Raw genomic sequence first — 21965 nt, 5'->3', positions numbered from 1 at the left:
AAGCCCATGTCACTTGCGGGAAAAACGATGTTCATCTCTGGAGCGAGCCGCGGTATCGGGCTGGCGATCGCCAAACGTGTCGCCTCCGACGGCGCCAACATCGCGCTGGTCGCCAAGACCGCGGAACCGCATCCGAAGCTGCCTGGGACCATCTACACCGCGGCCAAGGAGATCGAAGAGGTCGGCGGCCAGGCGTTGCCGATCGTCGGCGACGTCCGCGACGGGGACTCGGTGGCGGCGGCCGTGGCAGCCGCGGTCGAGCAGTTCGGCGGGATCGACATCTGCGTCAACAACGCCTCGGCGATCAATCTCGGCTCGATCGAGGAAGTTCCGCTCAAGCGGTTCGATCTGATGAACGGCATCCAGGTGCGCGGCACCTACGCGGTGTCCCAGGCGTGCATCCCGCACATGAAGGGCCGGGAGAACCCGCACATCTTGACGCTGTCCCCGCCGGTGCTGCTGGAGTCCACGTGGCTCAAGCCGACGCCGTACATGATGGCGAAGTTTGGAATGACGTTGTGCGCGTTGGGTATTGCCGAAGAGATGCGGGAGGCGGGCATCGCGTCGAACACGTTGTGGCCGCGCACGATGGTGGCCACCGCCGCGGTGCAGAACCTCCTCGGCGGCGAGGAATCCATGAAGCGCTCACGCAAGCCCGAGGTGTACTCCGACGCGGCCTACGCGGTGCTGACCAAGCCGTCGAGCTACACCGGCAACACGCTGCTGTGTGAGGACGTGCTGCTGGAATCGGGTGTCACGGATCTGTCGGTGTACGACTGCGTGCCCGGTTCCGATCTGGGCGTGGACTTCTGGGTCGACGCGGCGAACCCGCCCGGCTACACCCAGCCCTGAGGTTCGGCGACGCGCGTGGGGCGGCCGAATCGCGCGTGTACACCCGGCGAGTAGAGCGGCCTCAGCTGCGGCCCAGCGCTGACCACGCCCGCGGCCGCCACCAAGTCGTCGGACAGGACCTCGATCTCGGCGCTGTGCAGCGGCCACGTCGCGTGCTCGTTGGGCAGCCACCACGTGCGGCCCGCCTTGCGGGTGTGTGCGCCCCACCGCGCGGTCAGCCACACCTCCAGCGGTGTCGGCTCGATCGGCGCCCCGACGCGCACCGCCACCTCGGTGCGCAGTCCCCGCTGCGGCCAGCGCCTGACACTGCGGTAGCGGATGCTCTCGTCGTCGCGGGTCACCCGCATCTTCGCCCACGTGTAGGGGATGCCGAGCGCTGCACGGCTGGCCGCGACCGCTGCGAGTCGCTCGGTCTCCAGGGAGCGGAACAGCACCCCGTGCCGACCGGCGTCGTCGACGGAGTAGAGCCGGACGTTGGTCTCGGCGAACGTCCCGAAGTACGGCAGCCGCACCACGCTGCCCAGCCGCAGATTCCGCATGCTGAATGGGACCAGGCCCACATAGGTCACGCCGTCGATGACGTCTGGCCGGGCGCCGGGCGGGAAGAACGGCGCGACGGTGTGCGGGTCGACGGGCCAGTGCACGAACGTCAGGTCGGCCCAGAACTGGTCGAAGGTCACCGGTCGCGACAGCGCAGGCGCATCGACGGCGAACCCACTCATGGGCCCCATCGTGGCACGCTGATCGGTATGACCTCGTCGATCTGGGCCGGCGGAAGTTACGACACCGTCGGTGACCGTATTGCGCACATCGCTTCTCGCGTTGTCGACGCCGCCGCACGGAGGCGCCCGCTGCAACATGCCACGGTGGTCGACCTCGCCTGCGGTACCGGCAGTGCTGCTCGTGCCGCGGCCGCCCAGGGAGCGCAGGTCACCGGCGTGGACCTGACCCCGGAGCTGATCGACCTGGCCGCGCAGCGTGCGCCCCACATCACGTGGGCCGTCGGCGATGCCGCCGACACCGGGCTGGCGCCGTCGTCGTTCGACGCCGCGGTGTCGAACATGGGCATCATCTTCGTCGACCCGGACCGGCAGACCGCCGAAGTCGAACGGCTGCTCACGCCCGGTGGCGTGCTGGCTTTCTCGGCGTGGGTGCGGCGCGGGGGCAACCCGTTGTTCGACCCGATCGTCGAGGTGCTCGGTCCGCCCCCGGCTGCGCCCTACACCCCCGATCAGTGGGGTGACGAGCAGATCGCCGCGCAGCGGCTGGCGCACTTCGACGACCTCGATTTCCACCACGGCGAACATCGCTGGGAGTTCGAGTCCGTCGCCCGCGCCCTGCAGTGGCTGCAGACCGGCTCACCCATGCACGTCGCGACGTTCGAGCGCGCCGGCACCGCGCGCCAGGATCTCGCCGACGCGTTCACCGCGACTCTCCAGCAGCACACCGATCCCTCGGGCGCTGTCACGGTGACGTCCCCCTACGTCGTGGTCACCGCCATCTACCGCGCCTCGTAGAGGATGCCGCGGCCGATGGCTTCCCGCACGACAGGCATCGCGGCACCGGCCAGCGCGCCGGCATCGACGCCGTGATGGGCGGCGAGCAGGTCGATCAGCATGCCGAGTGGTACCTCGCCCCGGCACCCGGCCAACAACGCCCGCGACACCTCGTCGACGCCGATGACCGCACCGGGTCCGCCGGGGCGACGAACGGCGGCGCCGACCGTCTGCCAGCCGTCAGGACCCGGCAGTGACTGCTCCTCGAGGAACACCGGCGCGGTGCTCAGGCGGCTGGCGAGCAGCTGGTCGTCGCTGGTGCCGTGCAGGTACTCGCGCCGGGCGAAGAACGCCTCCACCTCGGGACCGGTCAGCTGCTCGTCGGCGCCGGTGATCTCCTCGAAGATCTGCTCGGGCGTCCGTTCCTCGCCGCGGCGTCGCGCGCGCACCACGACCATGCCCATGCCGACCCCGGCGATCCCCTCGGCGTCGAACCAGTCCAGCCACCGCCCGCCACGCCTTGCCGCCTCCTCGGGCAGTTCCCCCGCGTCGGAGGTCCACAGCGAGACGTAGCTGATCGGATCGGCGAATTCCCGTTGCACCACCCACGCGTGCAGCCCGCTGCCGTCGAGCCAACCCCGCACCCGATCGCGCCAGTCCTGCCCGTCTCGCACGATCCAGTTCGCCATGATCTGCGCGGTGCCACCCGGTTCCAGATGCTCACCGACCTCGCGAATCATGGCCTCGCACAGGGCATCTCCAGCCATGCCGGAGTCACGGTAGATGTAATCGAGGTCCCCGACGCCGACGACGAACGGCGGGTTGGACACGATCAGGTCGAACCGCTCCCCTGCAACGGGTTCGAACAGACTGCCGGACCGCAGATCCCACGACATGTCGTTGAGCCGGGCCGTCGCTGCCGCCAACGCCAACGCACGGTCGTTGGTGTCGGTGGCGACGACCTCGTCGCAATGCCCTGCCAGGTGCAACGCCTGGATGCCGCAGCCGGTGCCGACGTCCAGGGCCCGGCCGGCGCGCGACCGAATCACCGCGTGCGCCAACGAGATCGACGCACCCCCGATGCCGAGAACGTGGTCGTGATGCACGGGGCCGGGGCGCAGCGCCGCGTCCTGGTCCGATACGACGAGGAAGTCGCGCGCCCCGTCGCCGTGGGGCCGGATGTCGAGGACGGCCACGACGGCGTCCGCCCCGGCAGGCTCGACGACTCCGGCGGCGGCCAACGCGTCGACACCCGTGCGAGGGAACGCCTGCGCGACGCGCTCGCGGGGCTCGGCGGCGCCGAGCAGGAACAGTCGCACCAGCGTCGCCAACGGTTGGCCGGCGGCGGACGCCTTTTCGGTGGCGCGCAGCGCCGACCACCACAGCCCCCTGCTGAATGCACCACCGGCGTCGGCGCCGAGCAGCTCCCCCACCCCGTCGGTGGTGTACTGCGCGGCCACCAAGTCGGAAGCCAGTGCGTCGACGACCGCCGGGTCGGGCAGCGGCAGGCTCACAGCAAGGTGCCCTGCTCGGGCTGCGGCTCGACGGGCTCGATCAGCTCCGGCCCGTTGTTGCGCACGCTGTTGACCAGGCGTGACACCTCCCGGATCTCGATGCGATCCAGATCGCCGTGGCCACGCAGCAGCCCCTCGTCGATCGGGGCGTCGGGGTCGAGCCAGTGGTCCCAGTCATCGGCGCTGATCGTCAGCGGCATGCGGTCGTGGATCTCGGCCAGCGGGCCCGCCGCATCGGTGGTGATGATCGTGCAGCTCAGCAGCGGAGGAGCGTCTTTCGGGGCGTCCTTGGGCCGCCATGTCGACCACAGGCCTGCCATGAACAACGGCTCACCGTCGGTCGAGTACATGAAAAACGGTGTTTTGGAACCTTTTTCGCCCTTCCATTCGTACCAGCCGGCCATCGGCACCAGGCAGCGTTTGGCCTTGGCGGAGCTGCGAAACGCCGGGGACGACGTGACCTTGTCAGAGCGCGCGTTGATCAGCAGCGGACCCTTGGTCTCGGGTGCACCGGTGTCGGTGGCCTTGACCCACGGCGGGACCAGACCCCAACGCATCAGCCGCACGCGGCGCGTCGACTCGTCGTCGGGATCGGTGTGCCGCTTCACGACGGCGGCGACATTGGTCGTCGGCGCCACGTTGTAATTCGGAGACGGCGGGTCCTTCAACTGGGAGGTGGCCTCGTCGATCGCCTTGATCTTCTCGGCCAGCAGCGCCGGATCGGTGGTCACCGCGAATCGCCCGCACATGACCCCATGGTGGCAGAAACCAGCGACAGGCCAGGATGGACCACAATGAACTCCGTGAGCACCTGGCCGGCCCCGTCGACGTCGACCCCTGTCCATGCCACCGTGACGGTGCCCGGCTCGAAGTCGCAGACCAACCGTGCGCTGGTACTCGCTGCACTCGCCGCGGCCGGCGGCGGCACCTCGGGTGTCTCGGGGACTCTGCGCAGCCGCGACACCGACCTGATGATCGCCGCGCTGCAAGCCCTCGGCCTGCAGGTCGACACGTCGGCCAGCGACGACACCGCGTTGACGATCAGCGGCGGGCTGACTCCGCGGCCCGGCACCCGTATCGACTGCGGGTTGGCGGGAACGGTGCTGCGGTTCCTGCCGCCCGTCGCGGCACTGAGCTCGGAATCAGTGACGTTCGACGGTGACGAGCAGGCGCGCGCCCGGCCGATCGCACCGCTGCTCGACGGGTTGCGCGGGCTCGGCGTCGGCGTCGACGGTGACGGCCTGCCGTTCGAGGTGAGTGGCAACGGATCAGTGCGCGGGGGCACCGTCGAGATCGACGCATCGGCCTCGTCGCAGTTCGTCTCCGGGCTTCTGCTCTCGGGTGCCGCGTTCGACGAGGGTCTGGAGATCGTGCACACCGGCGCGGAAGTGCCGTCCGCTCCACACATCGCGATGACCGTCGCGATGCTGCGCGAGGCCGGCGTCACCGTGAACGACACGACCCCTAATCGCTGGCAGGTGTCGCCGGGACCCATCGCGGCCCGCGACTGGGCGATCGAGCCGGACCTGTCGAACTCCGTGCCGTTCCTGGCGGCCGCGATCGTCAGCGGCGGCAGCGTCCGGGTCACCGGCTGGCCAGACGTCAGCGTCCAACCGGCTCAGACGATCCTGTCGCTGCTGAAGGGGTTCGGCGCGGTGGTCCGCCGCGGCGACTCCTACCTGGAGGTGCAGGGCACCGCCACCTACGACGGCGTCGACGTCGACCTGCGAGCCGTCGGTGAGCTGGCGCCCTCCGTGGCGGCGATGGCAGCACTGGCCACCCCCGGATCGGTGAGCCGTCTGCGCGGTATCGCGCATCTGCGCGGCCACGAGACGGACCGGCTCGCGGCACTGAGCACCGAGATCAACCGCATCGGCGGGCAGTGCGAGGAGACCGAGGACGGGCTGACGATCACCGCACAGGTGATGCACGGCGGTGTCTGGCACTCCTACGCCGACCACCGGATGGCGACCGCAGGCGCGATCGTCGGCCTGCGGGTGCCCGGCATCGAGGTCGAGAACATCGGCACCACCGCCAAGACGCTGCCGGACTTTCCGCAACTGTGGGCCGACATGCTGGCCGGGCAGACCGACTCCACGGCCGGCCTTTGAGTCGACGCGAGTACGACGAGTCCGACGTCCGGGTGCGGCCCGGGCGCGGCTCGCGGCCGCGGACCAAGACCCGTCCAGAACACGCCGACGCCCGGTCGGGCATGGTCGTCACCGTCGACCGAGGCCGGTGGGGCTGTGTGCTCGACGGTGACCCCGAGCGGCGCGTGACCGCGATGCGGGCACGCGAGCTCGGCCGAACGTCGATCGTCGTCGGCGATGACGTCGACATCGTCGGCGACCTGTCGGGGCGCACGGACACGCTGGCGCGCATCGTGCGGCGGGCGGAGCGCCGGACGGTGCTGCGCCGCACGGCCGACGACACGGACCCGACGGAGCGGGTGGTGGTCGCCAACGCCGACCAGTTGTTGATCGTGGTGGCGCTCGCGGATCCGCCGCCACGCACAGGGCTCGTCGAGCGCGCGCTGATCGCGGCATTCGTCGGGGGCCTGACCCCGATCCTGTGCCTGACCAAGTCGGACCTCGCCCCACCGGAACCGTTCGCCGCGCAGTTCGCCGGGCTGGACCTGACGATCGCGACGGCAGGCCGGACCGACCCGCTGGAGGCGGTGCAGACGTTGTTGGCCGACAAGGTCACGGTGCTGCTGGGCCATTCCGGGGTGGGCAAGTCGACGCTGGTGAATCGCCTTGTGCCCGAGGCGGATCGGGCCACCGGGGCGGTCACCGACATCGGTCGCGGCAGGCACACGTCCACGCAGTCCGTGGCGTTGCCGCTGGCCGCAGGCGGATGGGTGATCGACACGCCGGGGATCCGGTCGTTCGGGCTGGCCCACATCGCACCCGACGACGTGGTGATGGCGTTCTCGGATCTGGCCGATGCCATCGAGGACTGCCCCCGCGGCTGCGGGCACCTGGGGCCTCCGGCCGATCCCGAGTGCGCGCTGGACGAGCTGTCGGGCCCGGCGGCCGACCGGGTGGCGGCAGCCCGCCGCCTCCTCGCCGTGCTGGGGTGAACGTCCTCTGGCGAGCGCGCGCTCGCGCCCGATCGGGGGCAGAATCTGACCGCCTGCCGACGATCTCGCGACCGTGTTTGCCGCCCACGTCGACCGGGCACGCTGCCCCGCGAAGGAGGAATGGACTGTGACACACGTACCCACCATCACGCTCAACAACGGCGCGACGATCCCTCAGCTGGGATTCGGCGTCTACCAGATCAAGCCCGACGAGACCGCGGACGCGGTGAAGACGGCTCTGGACATCGGTTACCGCCACATCGACACCGCGGAGATGTACCAGAACGAGAAGGGTGTCGGCGAAGGCATCCGCAATTCCGGCATCGACCGGGGCGAGGTGTTCATCACCAGCAAGCTGAACAACGGCTTCCACAAGCCCGACGACGCACGCCGGGCCTTCGACAAGACGCTCTCGGAACTCGGCTTCGACTACGTCGACCTGTTCCTGATCCACTGGCCGCTGCCCACGCTCTACGACGGCGACTACGTCTCGACGTGGAAGACGTTGGAGGAGTTCGCCAAAGACGGCCGCGCCCGCAGCGTCGGCGTCTCCAATTTCCAGGTCGACCATCTCGAGCGGCTGGCCGCGGAGACGGGCACCGTCCCGGCCGTCAACCAGATCGAGGTGCATCCGTACTTCACCAACGAGGAAGTGCGCTCCTACGGTGCGCAGCACGGCATCGCGACCGAGGCCTGGTCGCCGATCGCGCAGGGCAAGGTGCTCGACGATCCGGTGATCACCCGCATCGCCGAGCAGGCCGGCAAGACTCCGGCTCAGGTGGTGCTGCGTTGGCACATCCAGCGTGGCGACATCGTGTTCCCCAAGTCGGTGACCGAGCAGCGCATCAAGGACAACTTCGCACTGTTCGACTTCGAGCTCGGCAGTGAGGACGTGGACGCGATCTCGGCGCTGGACAAGGGTGAGGACGGCCGCACCGGCCCGAACCCGGACACGTTCGACTACGTCCCGTAAATCCCGGGTCCCCAACCCCGCGAACAGACACAAACTCGGGCGACACGCCGTGGCGTGGCCCGAGTTTGTGTCTGTTCAGCAGAGAAATCAGCAGGAAATCAGGCGGCCATTTCCCGGTTCTCGAGCACGGCGGCCTTGCGGGCACGCCGGCGCGCACGCACCGCTGCGATCGCGGATTTCAGACCACGCCGCTCGGAGGGGTCCAGCTCCACGAACATCCGCTCGCTGCGGGTCTCGGGTGCATCGTCGGCGGTGTCGCTCAGGAACCGGTCCGGCAGAGACAGTTTCGCGATGGTGCGCCACGATTTGCCGTACTGCACCAGGAACGAACCCGTCGTGTACGGCAGGTCGTACTTGTCGCAGATCTCACGCACCCGCACCGAGATCTCGTAGTAGCGGTTGCTCGGGAGATCCGGGAACAGGTGATGCTCGATCTGGTGGCACAGGTTGCCGCTCATGAACCGCAGCAGGGGGCCGTTCTTGAAGTTCGCGCTGCCGAGCATCTGACGCAGGTACCACTCGCCGCGCGTCTCGCCGATCATGTCGGTCTTGGTGAATTTCTCTGCGCCGTCGGGGAAGTGGCCGCAGAAGATCACGGCGTTGGCCCACACGTTGCGGATGACGTTGGCCATGGCGTTGGCCTTCAGTGTGGACGTGAAGGATGCCGCCGGAGACAGTGATGTCAGCGCCGGGTAGGCCACGTAATCCTTGGCGACCTGGTGGCCGGCCTTCACGCCGAACTCCTTGATCCGGCCCATCGTCGCCTTGCGGTCGTCACGGCCCGTGAAGATCTTGCCGAGCTCGAGATGCTGCAGTCCCACGCCCCACTCGAAAGCCACACAGAGCAGCGTGTTGAAGAACAGGTTGCCGAGGTTCATCGGCGTCCAACGCTGGTCACGGGTGACCCGGATGACGCCGTAGCCCACGTCGTCGTCCATCCCGAGGATGTTCGTGTACTTGTGGTGCATGAAGTTGTGAGTGAAGCGCCAGTGCTTGGAGGCACCGCTCATGTCCCACTCCCAGGACGACGAGTGGATCTCGGGATCGTTCATCCAATCCCACTGGCCGTGCATGACGTTGTGACCGATCTCCATGTTCTCGATGATCTTGGCCACGCCCAGCGTCGACGCGCCAGCCCACCAGTAGGCCCGCTTGGAACTGCCGGCGAGCATCAGCCGACCTGCGACCTCGAGCGCACGCTGGACGGCGATGGTGCGGCGGATGTAGCGCGCGTCGCGCGCCCCGCGGGAGTCTTCGATGTCCTGCCTTATCGCGTCGAGTTCACGCGCCAGGCCTTCGACGTCCGCTTCTGATAGATGAGCGAACTCCGGTACGTCGGTGATTGCCATGGGTTCCACCCCTCCTCTCGCATACCTACGCTAGCGTAACCTACGAATCCGTAGGTTACTAGCGGGTAAAGGTCACACGTCGAGTGTGCAGTCTCCGGATGCGGCCGAGACGCAGGTCTGCACTCGGCTGCCGGGTTCGTGCTCGACGCCCGTCCTCAGATCCTTGACGTGCCCGTCGAGCAGTCCGACGACACATGACTGGCAGATGCCCATCCGGCACCCGAACGGCATCTGGATGCCCGCCGCCTCGCCGGCATCCATCAGTGAGGTCGCGCCATCGACGACGACCTCTTTGTCGGCACGGGCGAACGTGACCGTGCCGCCGCTGCCGTGGCCGCCGCGGGTGACGGCGAACCGCTCGAGGTGCAGCCGATCGTCGATCCCGGCGGCGGCCCAGGTGCGCTCGGCCGCTTCCAGCATCGCCTCGGGCCCGCACGCCCACGTCTGGCGCTCCCGCCAGTCGGGAACGACGTCGTCGAGGCGGGCGAGATCCAGCCGGCCTTGGCTGCGGGTGGTCCGCAGCACCAGCCTGTAGTCGGAGTGGCGGTAGGCCATCGCGGACAATTCCTCGGCGAACATCACGTCGGCCTCGGTCGGTGCGGAGTGCACGTGCACCACGTTACCGAGTTGGCCGCGCCGGCTCAGCGTGCGCAGCATCGAGATCACCGGGGTGATGCCCGAGCCGGCAGTCAGGAACAGCACTGACGCCGGAGCGGGATCAGGCATGACGAAGTTGCCTTGCGGCGCAGCCAATCTCACGATGGTGCCGGGCTCGACGCCGCCGACGAGGTGGCTGGACAGGAACCCCTCGGGCATCGCCTTGACGGTGATCGTGATGGTGCGCGAACCCCTGCTGGTGACGGGGCTGCTGGTCAGCGAGTAGGACCGCCACCGCCAGCGACCGTCGACCAGCAGGCCGATGCCGATGTACTGGCCGGCCTGGTAGTCGAACGAGAACCCCCACCCGGGCTTGATGACGATGGTCGCTGAGTCGACGGTCTCGCGCCGCACCTCCAGCACGCGGCCGCGCAGTTCCCGTGCCGACCACAGCGGGTTGGCCAGTTTCAGGTAGTCGTCGGGCAACAGCGGCGTGGTGATGCGTTCGGCGACCGTCCGCAAGAAGTGCAGACCGGGCCGCTCTTTCGCCCCGGCGATGGTCGGCCGCACGGTGTCGGCGACCTTGGCAGTCGATTTGATCGTTGTCTTGGCCATGGGAGCTCCTGCCGAATCGCTGTTGCTCAACCTACGGTACCGTAACTTACGCATCCGTAGCCAGTGCATCACAGCAGCTCCAGCAGGAAAGGCAGCTCCTGCGTCGCATACCAGGCCAAATCGTGGTCCTGTGCATCTCCGACCGTCAGCTCGGCGTCCTCGTCTCCCAGATCCGCCTCGTCGACAGCGGCGACGGCCGCCGACACTGCCGCCTCCGCCGCCGCGTTGTCGACGTACGCCGCGATAACCTTCCCCAGGACGATCTCACCAGCCACCCGCACCACGGCATCGTCGAGGTCGGGCCGCAGAGTGACGTCGTCGGCGTCGACTTCGAGTACCGCGCGCCGGCTCGGCAGCCCGGTCTCCCCCTCGTCGCCGAGCAGTCGCAGCGACGCCAGCGCGGCGTCACGCAGCGCGACGTCGGCCAGCTCCTCCTCGTCCCCCTCGGCGTAGGCCTCCCGCAACGTGGGCGTCACCGCGAACGCGGTGCCGTTGACGGGACGAAGAGTTCCATCGGCGACCAGCCGCTGCAGCATGGCCAGGGTCGCGGGGACGAAGACGCGCACTCGCCTGAGCGTAGTGGGCGCGCCCGGCTCAGGTGCTCGGCGAGCCCTTGGGTGCGTCTCCGTCAGAGGTGCAGTTCGGGTCCTTCTCGACGGGGATGATGAAGTCGTCGCCGTGCTGGGTGACGCCGGCGACCACCGCGCTGTCGACCACCTCGGCGGCATACGCCCGCCGGAGGATCTTCGGGTCCCGGCGCAAGTCCTTCAGCAGGGCCACCGCCATCGCGACCATCACCAGCAGGAACGGCAGCGCCGCGATGATCGTGATCGTCTGCAAGCCGTTGAGGGCATCCTCGCCGCCGACCAGGAGCATCACCGCAGCCACCGCGCCGGTGGCCACGCCCCAGAAGATGACGGTGCCCCGGCTGGGATGGATGGTGCCCTTCTCCGACAGCGAACCCATCACGATGGACGCGGCGTCGGCGCCCGAGACGAAGAAGATCGCGACCAGGATCATCACGATGATGCTCGCGATGATCGCGATCGGATACTGGTCGAGCAGCGTGAACAGCTGCTCTTCCACGCCGCCCTCGCCGGCGAGGTCGGTTCCGTTCTGCTGCACGTTGATTGCCGCGCCACCGAAGATCGCGAACCAGACCAGAGACACCACGCTCGGCACCACCAGCACACCCGCCACGAACTGACGGATGGTGCGGCCGCGGGAGATTCGCGCGATGAACATGCCGACGAACGGCGTCCACGAGACCCACCAGGCCCAGTAGAAGATCGTCCACGACTGCAGCCAGGTGTTCACCGCGCTGCCCTCGGCACCGGTGCGCGCCGACATCATGTTCAGGTCGGCGAAGTAGCTCCCCAGCGAGGTCGGCAGCAGGTTCAGGATGAAAACCGTTGGGCCGACGACGAAGACGAAGGCCGCCAGCAGCACGGCCAGCACCATGTTGATGTTCGACAGCCACTGGATGCCCCGGGACACCCCTGATACCGCCGACAGCACGAAGCACACCGTGAGCACGGTGATGATGACGACGAGGATCGCGTTGCCGGTCTCACCGATCCCGGCGACGATCTGCAGGCCACTGCGAATCTGCAACGCGCCCAGGCCAAGTGACGCGGCCGAGCCGAACAGCGTGGCGAAGATCGCCAGCATGTCGATGACCCTGCCCCACGAGCCGTTCGCCCGGCTCCCGAGCAGCGGCTCGAACGCCGAACTGATCAGCTGCAGGCGGCCCTTGCGGTAGACGCCGTAGGCGATGGCCAGCCCGACGACGGCGTAGATCGCCCACGGGTGGAGCGTCCAGTGGAACAGCGTGGTCGCCATCGCGTGCTGCACGGCTTCGGGATTGCCTTCGGCACCGGTGCCGGGAGGCGGTGTGACGAAGTGCGTGAGAGGTTCTGCGACGCCGAAGAACATCAGGCCGATGCCCATGCCGGCGCTGAACATCATCGCGACCCAGGAGATGCCGTTGAACTCCGGCGGCTCGTCGTCGCGGCCCAGCGGGATCGTGCCGTAGCGCCCGAGCGCGAGGTAGAGCACGAAGACGACGAAGCCCGTGCTGGTGAGCACGAACAGCCATCCGGTCTTGTCCATCACCCAGGTCAGCGCGGTCTGGGAGGCGCTGGCCAGCGTATCGACGCTGATGAAGCCCCAGGCCAGGAACGCCAGCGCGATGACGGCGGTGACGCCGAACACCACCCAGTCGAGGCCCCGGGAGTGGGTGAGGTGCGAGTCCTCGACGTGCACGTCGAGCACCGGATGAGCGACGGGGATGGGACCGGCGCCGGTGGATTCCGTACCGGTGGATTCGGTGCCGGTGGAACCGCTGCCGCCCGCCACGCCTGTCGTCAGTTCGTCTTCAGAGGTCGACATCTGCAACATTCGACTCTGACTCGGGGCAGTCGTCAACTTCAGCCCCCGGCCACCGGAGGGCTACTTCGCGGCCTCCACCAGTTCGTCGAGCGCCTCGCGCATCAGATCGGGCAGCATGTCGACGTCGCTCATGGCGTCGCGATCGGCGTTGATGCCGAAGTACAGCGTGCCGTTGTAGGACGTGACGCCGATCGCGAGCGCCTGGTTGTGCAGCAGCGGCGGCACCGCATATGTCTCGATGAGCTTGGCCCCGGCGATGTACATCTGCTTCTGCGCGCCGGGCGCGTTGGTGATCAGCAGGTTGAACTGACGCGCCGAGAAGCTGGTCGCCACCCGGATGCCCATCGCGTGCAGCGTCGGCGGCGCGAAGCCCGACAGCGTGATGATGCTGCGGGCGTCGACCAGCGCTCCCGCGGTGGGGTGCGATTCGGTGGCGTGGGCAATCTGGGAGAGCCGCACGACGGCGTTGCCCTCCCCGACGGGCAGGTCGATCAGGAAGGGCGCCACCTCACCGACGGCCTGACCGGGACCGGACGAGTCGCCTTCGGTGTCGGGGTAGACCGACATCGGGGCCATCGCCCGCACCGTCGTCGTCGCGGTGACGGGTTCCCCACGCGAGAGCAGCCAGTTGCGCAGCGCGCCGGCGACGACGGCGAGCACCACGTCGTTGATGTCGCAGTCGTAGCGCGCCCGCACCATCCGGAACTCGTCGAGGTTGGCCGAGGCGACGGAGAACCGCCGGTTGCGGGACACCGTGGTGTTCAGCGGGCTGCTGGGCGCCGTGCCGCGGGCGACGATCCGGGCGACGTCGGCCGCCCGCCGGCCCAGCTCAACGAGCTGACCGGTGTTGGTCACCGCCTCGGTCAGCGCGGAGCGCACCGCAGCTGCCTGCTGGGTGGGCCGGGCGATCCATTCGCCGAGGGCGCCGATCAACAGCTGCCGGTCGGACGGCTCGCGCCCCGGAATCCAGATGTCCTCGTCGAACTCGGGCTGCTTCTGGGTGCGGTCTGCGATCACGTGCCCGATTTCCTGCGCCCTCATGCCGTTGACCAGAGCCTGGTGCGATTTCGTGTAGATCGCGATGCGGTTCTTGGCCAGGCCCTCGACCAGATACATCTCCCACAGCGGCCGGGACTTGTCGAGGGGCCGGGACGCCAGGCGCGCGATCAACTCGTGCAGCTGCGCATCGCTGCCCGGGGACGGCAGCGCCGAGCGCCGGACGTGATAGGTGATGTCGAAGTCGCGGTCGTCGACCCAGACGGGCCGCGCCAGCCCGAAGCCGACCTCGCGGACCTTCTGCCGGTAGCGGGGAATCTGCGGGAGCCGCCGCTCGATGGTCTCGAGCAGCGTCTCGTAGCTCAGGCCGTTGCGCGGTTTGCGCACGATCTCCAGCGACCCGACGTACATGGGGGTGGCGGAGTTCTCCAGCCGGAAGAAGGACGCATCCGACGACGACAACCTGGTCACCACTGCCGCGCCGCCCCCTCCCTGTGCCTTCGAGACGCCTCACGGTATCGGCACCGGCGCGGGGTGCGCATAACGGGTGCTTCGAGGGGTCGGTGAGCCGTGTCATCATCGACAGGTCTGCCACTCTCCAGCAGGCGCGCCATCCCCGCCGACCGCTGGAGAACCGTCATGACCTCAATTTTCCTACCATCCCCCACCTGGGTCACCTCACCGGTGATCGACTGCGAACCCGCCCCCGCGCCGCTGGGTCAGCAGTGCCCCATCCCGTCGGGGTCGTCGCTGCACCGCATCCGTCCGCACCGGCCTGCCCCGCGGGAGGCCCCTCCCCCGAAGTCGGCCGTCACGTTCGCCGAAGCCGCGCTCCTGCAGACGATCGAGGTGATCGACCGGCGTCGGCCCGTCGCCGCGCTCCGGCCGTTGATGACGCCGCCGCTCATCGATCGCGTACTGGTCCGCGCCCGCGCCCCGCGAACAGGCAGCGCGACGCTGCACCGTGTTCGGGTGCGCGCCGTACACGCCGGCCCGGACGAGCCCACAGCCGCCGAGGTGTTCGCCTCGTTCAGCCGCTCCGGTCGCGTCCATGCCATCGCGGCGCGCATCGAGCGCCACCGAGACGCATGGCGAATGGTGGCGCTGCAGATCGGGTGACGGGTTACCGGCGGCGCGCGTGCCGGCCGGACTTCTGCGCGCGAGCCGCCTCACGGCGTTCGCGGCGCGTCCCACCGCCGCCCGGCTTGGTGGTGCCGCCGGCGTCACCGGACCGCTTGACCTCCGCCGAGCCGTCCTCCGACGGTCCGGTGTAGGTCAGCTTCGGCTGCCCGTCGCCGTCGATTCCCTTGGCGCGCAGCGGGTTCGGCCGCTCCTTCGTGGCCACAGCACCCTGCTCCTGGGCAGCGGCGGCCGCGGCGGCGAAGTCGGCCAGCCCGGGCGGCGCCGCGACCGGCGCGACCGCCGGTTGCGGGGCGGCCTCGACCTGCACGTTGAACAGGAAGCCGACCGACTCCTCCTTCATGCCCTCGAGCATGCCGATGAACATGTCGTAGCCCTCGCGCGCGTACTCGACCTCGGGCCGCTGCTGGGCCAGGCCACGCAGGCCGATGCCCTCGCGCAGGTAGTCCATCTCGTAGAGGTGTTCGCGCCACTTGCGGTCGAGCACGTTGAGCAGCACGTTGCGTTCCAGCTGACGCATCGCTCCCTCACCGGCGAGCGACTCGATCTCGGCTTCCCGCTCGGCGTAGGCCCGCTCGGCGTCGGCGATCAGGGCATCGAGCAGTTCCTTGCGGGTGAGCTCACCGGGCTCGCCGACGGCGTCGGAGTCGATCAGGTCGTTGTGGTCGATGCCGACCGGGTAGAGCTGACGCAGGCTCTCCCACAGCTTCTCGAGGTCCCAGTCCTCGGAGTAGCCCTCGGCGGTGGCGCCGTCGACGTAGGCGGTGATGACGTCGACGAGCATGGTGTGGGCCTGCTCGGCGAGGTTCTCGCCTTCCAGGATGCGGCGGCGCTCGGCGTAGATGACCTTGCGCTGCTGGTTCATCACCTCGTCGTACTTGAGAACTTCCTTGCGGATGTCGAAGTTCTGCTGCTCGACCTGCGTCTGCGCGCTCTTGATGGCGCGGGAGACCATCTTGGCCTCGATCGGGACGTCGTCGGGCAGGTTGAGCCGGGTCAGCAACGTCTCCAGCGTGGCACCGTTGAAGCGGCGCATCAGCTCATCGGCCAGCGACAGGTAGAAGCGGGACTCGCCGGGGTCGCCCTGACGGCCGGAGCGGCCGCGCAGCTGATTGTCGATGCGGCGGGACTCGTGCCGTTCGGTGCCGAGCACGTACAGACCGCCGGCGGCGACGACGTCCTTGGCCTCCGAGGCGACCTGCGCCTTGACCGCAGGCAGCTCCTCGTGCCAGGCCGCCTCGTACTCGTCGGCGGTCTCGATGGGATCGAGGCCGCGCTGACGCAGCTGCCGGTCCAGCAGGTAGTCGACGTTGCCGCCGAGCACGATGTCGGTACCGCGGCCGGCCATGTTCGTGGCCACCGTGACCGCGCCGACGCGTCCCGCCTCGGCGATGATGCCGGCTTCCTGCTCGTGGTACTTCGCGTTCAGCACGTTGTGCGGAATGCGGCGCTTCTCGAACTGCCGGGCGAGGAACTCCGAACGCTCCACGCTCGTCGTACCGATCAGCACCGGCTGGCCCTTTTCGTAGCGCTCGGTGACGTCGTCGACGACCGCGATGAACTTGGCTTCCTCGGTCTTGTAGATCAGGTCGGACTGGTCGGTCCGGATCATCGGCTTGTTGGTGGGGATCGGCACCACGCCGAGCTTGTAGATCTCGTGCAGCTCGGCGGCCTCGGTCTCGGCGGTACCGGTCATGCCCGCGAGCTTGTCGTACATGCGGAAGTAGTTCTGCAGCGTCACGGTCGCGACGGTCTGGTTCTCCGCCTTGATCTCGACGTGCTCCTTGGCCTCGATGGCCTGGTGCAGACCCTCGTTGTAGCGGCGGCCGACCAGCATGCGGCCGGTGAACTCGTCGACGATGAGGACCTCGCCGTTGCGGACGATGTAGTGCTTGTCGCGCTCGAAGAGCTCCTTGGCCTTCAGCGCGTTGTTCAGATAGCTGACCAGCGGCGAATTCGCTGCTTCGTACAGGTTCTCGATGCCGAGCTGGTCTTCGACGAATGCGACGCCGGCCTCGTGCACGCCGACGGTGCGCTTCTTGATGTCGACCTCGTAGTGGGTGTCCTTCTCCATCAGCGGGGCCAGCCGGGCGAACTCGCTGTACCAGTTCGACTGACCGTCGACGGGACCGGAGATGATCAGCGGGGTGCGGGCCTCGTCGATGAGGATCGAGTCCACCTCGTCGACGATGGCGTAGTTGAAGCCGCGCTGGACGCAGTCCTCGAGGCGCAGCGCCATGTTGTCGCGCAGGTAGTCGAACCCGAACTCGACGTTGGTGCCGTAGGTGATGTCGGCGGCGTAGGCGGTGCGACGCTCGTCGGGGGTCAGCTGCGACAGGATGACGCCGACGTCGAGGCCGAGAAAGCGGTGCACGCGGCCCATCTGCTCGGCGTCGCGCTTGGCCAGGTAATCGTTGACGGTGACGATGTGGACGCCCTTGCCCGTCAGCGCGTTGAGGTAGGCCGGCAGCACGGCGGTCAGGGTCTTGCCCTCACCGGTCTTCATCTCGGCGACGTTGCCGAAGTGCAGGGCGGCGCCGCCCATCACCTGGACGTCGAAGTGGCGCTGGTTGAGCACGCGCCATGCGGCTTCCCGCGCCACGGCGAACGCCTCGGGCAGCAGGTCATCGAGGTCCTCGCCGTCGGCCAGGCGAGCCTTGAAGGCTGCGGTCTTGGCTCGGAGCTCGGCGTCGGAGAGCTTCTCGACATCGTCGGACAGGGTGTTGACGTAGTCAGCCACCCCCTTGAGGCGTTTGACCATGCGGCCTTCGCCGAGACGGAGCAACTTCGAGAGCACGCTGTATAACCTCTTGCGTCGATGGATGCGTCACGCGTTGGACGTCCCCATCGTACGGGGCGAACCCGGCGCGCCCGGCAACCCTGACGGTCCTCGAGCGCGCCGGATCAGCTCAGGCCAGGCGAATCAAGCCGTAGTCGTAGGCATGGCGGCGGTACACGACGCAGGGCCGGTCGCTCTCCTTGTCGTGGAACAGGAAGAAATCGTGGCCGACCAGCTCCATCTCGTAGAGCGCGTCGTCGACAGTCATCGGGGTGGCCGAGTGTTCCTTGGTGCGCACGATCCGGCCGGGTTCGTGGTCGTCGAGGGTGTCGGCGGGCGGCGCCGACGTTTCGGTCGGCACGGCGAAGGCGGCGTCGAGACGTTCGAGCGCGGTGGCCTCGTGCAGCGACTCGGGTCGCTTGTCGCCGTAGTGGATCTTGCGGCGGTCCTTGCTCTTGCGCAGCCGGGCTTCGAGTTTGCTCACCGCGGATTCGAATGCCGCGTAGAAGCTGTCGGCGCAGGCCTCGCCGCGGACCACGGGACCGCGACCCTTCGCGGTGATCTCCACGTGCTGGCAGTTCTTGCGTTGACGTCGGTTCTTCTCGTGATCGAGTTCGACGTCGAAGAGGTAGATGGTGCGGTCGAATCGTTCCAGGCGTGACAACTTCTCGGCCACGAAGACGCGGAAGTGGTCGGGAACCTCGACATTGCGACCGGTCACCACCACCTCGGCGTGAGCCGCCGGGTCGGACGCTCCTGTCGCGTCGGGGTCCATCACCATCGTGTTGTCGGAGTCCACGGAATTTACTGACATGCTTGGCAACTCGATTCTCTCTCGCGGATGCACGTCATGCGTGCCTGCTGATGAAGAAATCGCGCCGACGGGGCATATCTGGTTGGCGCCGCTCGCCGGTGCAAGGTGTCGACTACTCACCTCCTACCGCTGGCGCGATATCGGCGTCTCGTGTTCTGAGCGCCGCCGTGAGCTGTTCACGGATGGTTGGTGTCGAAGGTAGTCGCAGTTCATGTGTTCGTGCCACTGATTCGACCGACCTGTTTTCAGTTCTTCACGGCAGCTTGATGAGCGGGTAACGCAGTAGCTCAGGCGTGCGCGACAACGAGGACCGCGACGACGGCGGCGCCGTGAGTTTGCAGGACGCGTGTCGACTCGGTGGCGGTGGCGCCGGTGGTGACGATGTCGTCGACCACGACGACGTCACCGGAGATACCGCCGGACATCCCCCGGGTGAGGCGTATGCGCCCGGCGATGTTGCGCTGGCGGGCGGCGCTGGACAGCCCGACCGAGTCCCGCGTGAACGGCGCCAGGCGCAACGACGGTGCGACGGTGACCTGGGGCAGGCTGCGTGCGGCGTGGCGCGTGAGGCGGGTGACGGGATCGCCGCCGCGGCGGCGCGCAGAGGTGCGCCGGGTCGGGGCGGGCACCAGCGTCAGCGGGGTGTCGAGCAGACCCCAGGTCAGCAGGTGATGCAGTGCCGCGTGCAGGGCGTCACCGAGCGGATCGAGGAGGTCGGTGCGGCCGCGCTCCTTGGCGGCGACGATCGCCTGGCGACGGGCGCCGGCGTAGCGGCCGAGGGAGAACACGGGCACGCCGGGGTCCACCCGAGGGGTGACGAGGTGGGGCTCGTCGGGGCGCACCGCCAGTTCCTGTGCGCATGCTGCACACCATGCGGTCGGCGGGGCACCGCAGCCGCCGCAGTGCAGGGGTAAGACGAGATCGAGCACGCCGTCACTATGGCCGCGGCCACCGACAGCCCGTCGCCCCTGCTCCGCGGAATTGGGGGCACCTTCCGCTTGCGGGGGACGTTCCTGGTCGTGATCGCGTGCCGATCACAGCCATGGCTTCTCATCGGCAGCCGGGAAATTGCCGCGCAGACCCCTTCGCGCCAGCCGGTAACTTCGGCTGCGAGACCGGTGGGCCTGCGGGAGAGGCAGGCCCCACCGGTCTACCCCGCGACGATCGAATCCCCCTGCACCCGAACGGTGACTGGCTCCAGCGGCTTCTTCGCCGGACCGTTGACCACCGCCCCGTCGAGGCTGAACTTGCTGCCGTGGCAGGGACAGTCGATGGTGCCGTCGGCGATCTTGTTGACCAGGCACCCCGAATGCGTGCACACCGCCGAGAAGGCTTTGAAATCACCGGCGCTCGGCTGCGTGACAACGGTCTTGCCGACGATCACGCCGGAGCCGACCGGCACGTCCGCGGTCTTCGCCAGCGCCTCGGCCGAACCAGACGACCCGGACGGCGCCGACGACTCCGCCGATGACGACGCGCCCGACTCCGACGAGGACCCTCCCGAGCACGCCGCCAGCGCGACCGCAGCCACGCCGATGCCCGCGCCGGTGAGCACGGTCTTGCGCGTCACCTCGGTATTGATGTCCATTCCCAACCCCTTTCGTCGCTGGTCTGTCAGCCCGGCAGCACCGGCAGTGCCCCCGCTCCCATGAGCGGACGGACTTCGGTCCAGGTGGGATCGCCTTCGGCGCCCGAACCGGACAGCTGGAGCACGCCGCGTGCGTCGGCGACGTAGACCACCGAGGGGTTGGCGGCCACTGTGGTGACGGGCATCAGCAGGTTGCGGCTGGGCCCGTCGGAGTTCACCCCGTCGAGATTGACGTAGGACACGGGATGTTGCGGGTCGGTGCGGCTGACCACGATGTCGTCGCCGGTGCGCCAGCCGAGCGACACCACGGTGTCGCCGAGCCCGTATCCGAGCCGGCGCGGATAGGTCAGCGCGTATCCGCCGCCGGGGGTCTGCTCGACGCCGGCGAGGATCACGTGGCGCTCGATGACCATCGCGGCGCGCGTGCCGTCCCGCGAGAGCTGCAGTTCGGTGATGACGCCGGGGAACCGGCCGGCCACCGCGGTCGCGTCGACGGGGATGCGGGCGGGTTGGCCGGAGGCGTCCTGGATGACGCGCACGACGTTGATGCCATCGACGACGACCCAGATCGCGTCGTCGAGCGCCCAGCTGGGCCGGGTCAGGTTGCGTCCGTCCATCGCCTGGGTTGCGTTGCCGCCCAACGGTCCCACCCACAGCGACGACGCCATGTCGGGGGCGCCGGGGCGCAGCGTGACGATGGATGCGACTTCCTGGCCGGTGCGTGACAGCGACGCGGCGGTCTGGCCGGGCATGGCGCCGAAGGAGCCGGGCACGCGCGGGGCGAGCTGTCCGTCCAGCGACACCAGGGAGCCGCCGACGAGGGCGTGCAGGCCTGCCGCGGCACCGTCGGCGGCGCCGGGGTCGGTGGCGGCGACGTCGCCGGTGTCCCACCCGTCGGCGAACCGGTCGTCGAGCGCGGCGCCGTCGGCGTTGATCACGTACGGCCCGTTGATCCCGGCCCGCGACAGCGTCCAGATGATCTGTGCGGCAAGCAGTTGCCTGCTGTGCGGGTCGGTGGTGGACAGGTTCTCGAGGTCGATGCGCGCCCCACCGTAACCGCGTCCGACGCCTGTCTTGCCACCGTCGGCACGGGTGACCGGTCCGCGGAGCCGCAGCGGCGAACCGAGAAGGTTGCGGACCGTCTTCTCCATCTCCGGTCGCGGCCCCGCGATCAGCTTGCTGACCAGTTCCGTTGCCAGCTGGTCGGTTTCGGAGACGGCGACGTAGCGCGGATCCGGTACGACGGTCTTGCCGGTGGGATCGGCGAAGTACAGGGTGCTGCGCTTGTAGGTGGCCTGGAACTGCTGCCAGTCGAGGAACACGCCGTTGGGCAGTCGGTCGATGCGCCAGCCGCCGGGGGTTTTGACCAGTTCGATCGGGCCGGGGTCGGGCAGGGCACCCTCGCCGGTCTCGAACACGCCCATGTCGGACAGCGAGCCCAGGATGTCGGCCTTCATGGTGACCGAAACCCGTTCCGGTGTACGGGTTTCGACGAAGACGACGTTGTCGATCAACAACGCGCTACCGGCGTCGTCCCACCCGCTGGACGCCGATTCTGTGAGGAACTGCCGGGCGGCGAGGTGCCGGCTGGCCGGGTCAGCGGTGGCTTTGAGGAATTCGCGCAGCAGCACGTCGGGGTCCATGCCCGGCGTCGGCTTGGGCAGGCTCGGCGGGGCGGGCCGGTCCACGGTGCCGATCGCCTGCGGTGACGACGAACTCGGCACGCCGGCACAGCCGGCGAGCACCAGGGCGAGCACGGTCAGCAGCGCCGCCAGTGCG

The 21965-nt window shown here is 68.6% G+C and carries 19 protein-coding genes; 6 read left to right on the top strand and 13 right to left on the bottom strand.

The genetic code is table 11. The features are described 5' to 3' along the window. Nucleotides 1-6 precede the first annotated feature (6 nt). The gene (locus ACZY1G_RS12125) at nt 7-852 is read left to right on the top strand and encodes an SDR family oxidoreductase (RefSeq protein WP_463814531.1); all 846 of its coding nucleotides are present in this window, start codon (nt 7-9) and stop codon (nt 850-852) included. Here the strand turns inward: ACZY1G_RS12125 and ACZY1G_RS12120 are convergent. Further along, a complete protein-coding gene (locus ACZY1G_RS12120) occupies nt 837-1574 on the bottom strand; it encodes a YqjF family protein (protein WP_463814530.1) in 738 nt (245 codons plus the stop codon). The two genes, ACZY1G_RS12125 and ACZY1G_RS12120, sit on opposite strands and share 16 nt — an antisense overlap. Before the next feature lie 27 nt (nt 1575-1601). Here ACZY1G_RS12120 and ACZY1G_RS12115 point away from each other — a divergent pair, with 27 nt between their 5' ends. Next, nucleotides 1602-2369 carry a class I SAM-dependent methyltransferase gene (locus ACZY1G_RS12115; protein ID WP_463814529.1) on the top strand — a complete coding sequence of 256 codons (768 nt, stop codon included), beginning with the start codon at nt 1602-1604 and terminating at the stop codon, nt 2367-2369. Here the strand turns inward: ACZY1G_RS12115 and ACZY1G_RS12110 are convergent. Together ACZY1G_RS12110 and ACZY1G_RS12105 are read right to left on the bottom strand one after the other, a co-directional pair. After that, nucleotides 2354-3862 carry a DUF7782 domain-containing protein gene (locus tag ACZY1G_RS12110; protein ID WP_463822500.1) on the bottom strand — a complete coding sequence of 503 codons (1509 nt, stop codon included), beginning with the start codon at nt 3860-3862 and terminating at the stop codon, nt 2354-2356. The genes ACZY1G_RS12115 and ACZY1G_RS12110 overlap by 16 nt on opposite strands. Further along, nucleotides 3859-4611 (bottom strand): SOS response-associated peptidase, encoded by a 753-nt coding sequence (locus ACZY1G_RS12105; RefSeq protein WP_463814527.1) that lies wholly within the window; start codon nt 4609-4611, stop codon nt 3859-3861. The genes ACZY1G_RS12110 and ACZY1G_RS12105 overlap by 4 nt, the downstream gene beginning before the upstream one ends. A gap of 45 nt (nt 4612-4656) precedes the next feature. Here ACZY1G_RS12105 and aroA point away from each other — a divergent pair, with 45 nt between their 5' ends. The 3 genes from aroA to ACZY1G_RS12090 all read left to right on the top strand — a co-directional run bounded on the left by aroA (nt 4657) and on the right by ACZY1G_RS12090 (nt 7917). Then, nucleotides 4657-5973: a 3-phosphoshikimate 1-carboxyvinyltransferase gene (aroA, locus tag ACZY1G_RS12100; protein WP_463814526.1), complete on the top strand. Its 1317-nt coding sequence runs from the start codon at nt 4657-4659 to the stop codon at nt 5971-5973. Further along, entirely contained in the window at nt 5970-6944 is a 975-nt protein-coding gene (rsgA, locus tag ACZY1G_RS12095) for a ribosome small subunit-dependent GTPase A (RefSeq protein ID WP_463814525.1), read from the top strand. Before aroA ends, rsgA begins: the two co-directional genes overlap by 4 nt. Before the next feature lie 127 nt (nt 6945-7071). Beyond that, on the top strand, nt 7072-7917 hold the full coding sequence (locus ACZY1G_RS12090) for an aldo/keto reductase (RefSeq protein ID WP_463822499.1): 846 nt from the start codon (nt 7072-7074) through the stop codon (nt 7915-7917). Nucleotides 7918-8015: 98 nt separating this feature from the next. On the opposite strand, the gene ACZY1G_RS12085 is transcribed toward ACZY1G_RS12090, so the two are convergent. The 5 genes from ACZY1G_RS12085 to ACZY1G_RS12065 all read right to left on the bottom strand — a co-directional run bounded on the left by ACZY1G_RS12085 (nt 8016) and on the right by ACZY1G_RS12065 (nt 14339). Further along, on the bottom strand, nt 8016-9266 hold the full coding sequence (locus ACZY1G_RS12085) for a fatty acid desaturase family protein (RefSeq protein ID WP_463814523.1): 1251 nt from the start codon (nt 9264-9266) through the stop codon (nt 8016-8018). A 72-nt stretch (nt 9267-9338) separates the two neighbouring features. Continuing rightward, a complete protein-coding gene (locus ACZY1G_RS12080) occupies nt 9339-10478 on the bottom strand; it encodes a ferredoxin reductase (RefSeq protein WP_463814522.1) in 1140 nt (379 codons plus the stop codon). Nucleotides 10479-10546: 68 nt separating this feature from the next. Beyond that, nucleotides 10547-11044, bottom strand: coding sequence for a DUF6912 family protein (locus tag ACZY1G_RS12075; RefSeq protein WP_463822498.1), 498 nt, complete (start codon nt 11042-11044; stop codon nt 10547-10549). A gap of 28 nt (nt 11045-11072) precedes the next feature. Beyond that, nucleotides 11073-12869: a BCCT family transporter gene (locus tag ACZY1G_RS12070; RefSeq protein ID WP_463814520.1), complete on the bottom strand. Its 1797-nt coding sequence runs from the start codon at nt 12867-12869 to the stop codon at nt 11073-11075. Between the two features lie 60 nt (nt 12870-12929). Beyond that, the gene (locus ACZY1G_RS12065) at nt 12930-14339 is read right to left on the bottom strand and encodes a WS/DGAT/MGAT family O-acyltransferase (RefSeq protein ID WP_463822497.1); all 1410 of its coding nucleotides are present in this window, start codon (nt 14337-14339) and stop codon (nt 12930-12932) included. A gap of 165 nt (nt 14340-14504) precedes the next feature. Here ACZY1G_RS12065 and ACZY1G_RS12060 point away from each other — a divergent pair, with 165 nt between their 5' ends. Continuing rightward, nucleotides 14505-14984, top strand: coding sequence for an Rv3235 family protein (locus ACZY1G_RS12060; RefSeq protein ID WP_463814518.1), 480 nt, complete (start codon nt 14505-14507; stop codon nt 14982-14984). A 4-nt stretch (nt 14985-14988) separates the two neighbouring features. Here the strand turns inward: ACZY1G_RS12060 and secA are convergent, their stop codons facing one another. The 5 genes from secA to lpqB all read right to left on the bottom strand — a co-directional run bounded on the left by secA (nt 14989) and on the right by lpqB (nt 21961). After that, complete coding sequence (gene secA, locus ACZY1G_RS12055) at nt 14989-17802, bottom strand: preprotein translocase subunit SecA (RefSeq protein ID WP_463814517.1); 2814 nt, start codon at nt 17800-17802, stop codon at nt 14989-14991. Between the two features lie 112 nt (nt 17803-17914). After that, nucleotides 17915-18559, bottom strand: coding sequence for a ribosome hibernation-promoting factor, HPF/YfiA family (gene hpf, locus ACZY1G_RS12050; protein ID WP_463822620.1), 645 nt, complete (start codon nt 18557-18559; stop codon nt 17915-17917). 326 nt (nt 18560-18885) lie between these two features. Next, a complete protein-coding gene (locus tag ACZY1G_RS12045; RefSeq protein WP_463814516.1) occupies nt 18886-19527 on the bottom strand; it encodes a ComF family protein in 642 nt (213 codons plus the stop codon). A 221-nt stretch (nt 19528-19748) separates the two neighbouring features. After that, the gene (locus ACZY1G_RS12040; protein ID WP_463814515.1) at nt 19749-20186 is read right to left on the bottom strand and encodes a QcrA and Rieske domain-containing protein; all 438 of its coding nucleotides are present in this window, start codon (nt 20184-20186) and stop codon (nt 19749-19751) included. A gap of 26 nt (nt 20187-20212) precedes the next feature. Further along, nucleotides 20213-21961: an MtrAB system accessory lipoprotein LpqB gene (lpqB, locus tag ACZY1G_RS12035; RefSeq protein WP_463814881.1), complete on the bottom strand. Its 1749-nt coding sequence runs from the start codon at nt 21959-21961 to the stop codon at nt 20213-20215. Nucleotides 21962-21965: the final 4 nt, after the last annotated feature.

The organism is Mycobacterium sp. IDUB_5 (assembly GCF_055419565.1).
The sequence above is the reverse complement of the archived record's forward strand: the minus strand, read 5'-3'. Positions and strand labels throughout refer to the sequence as shown.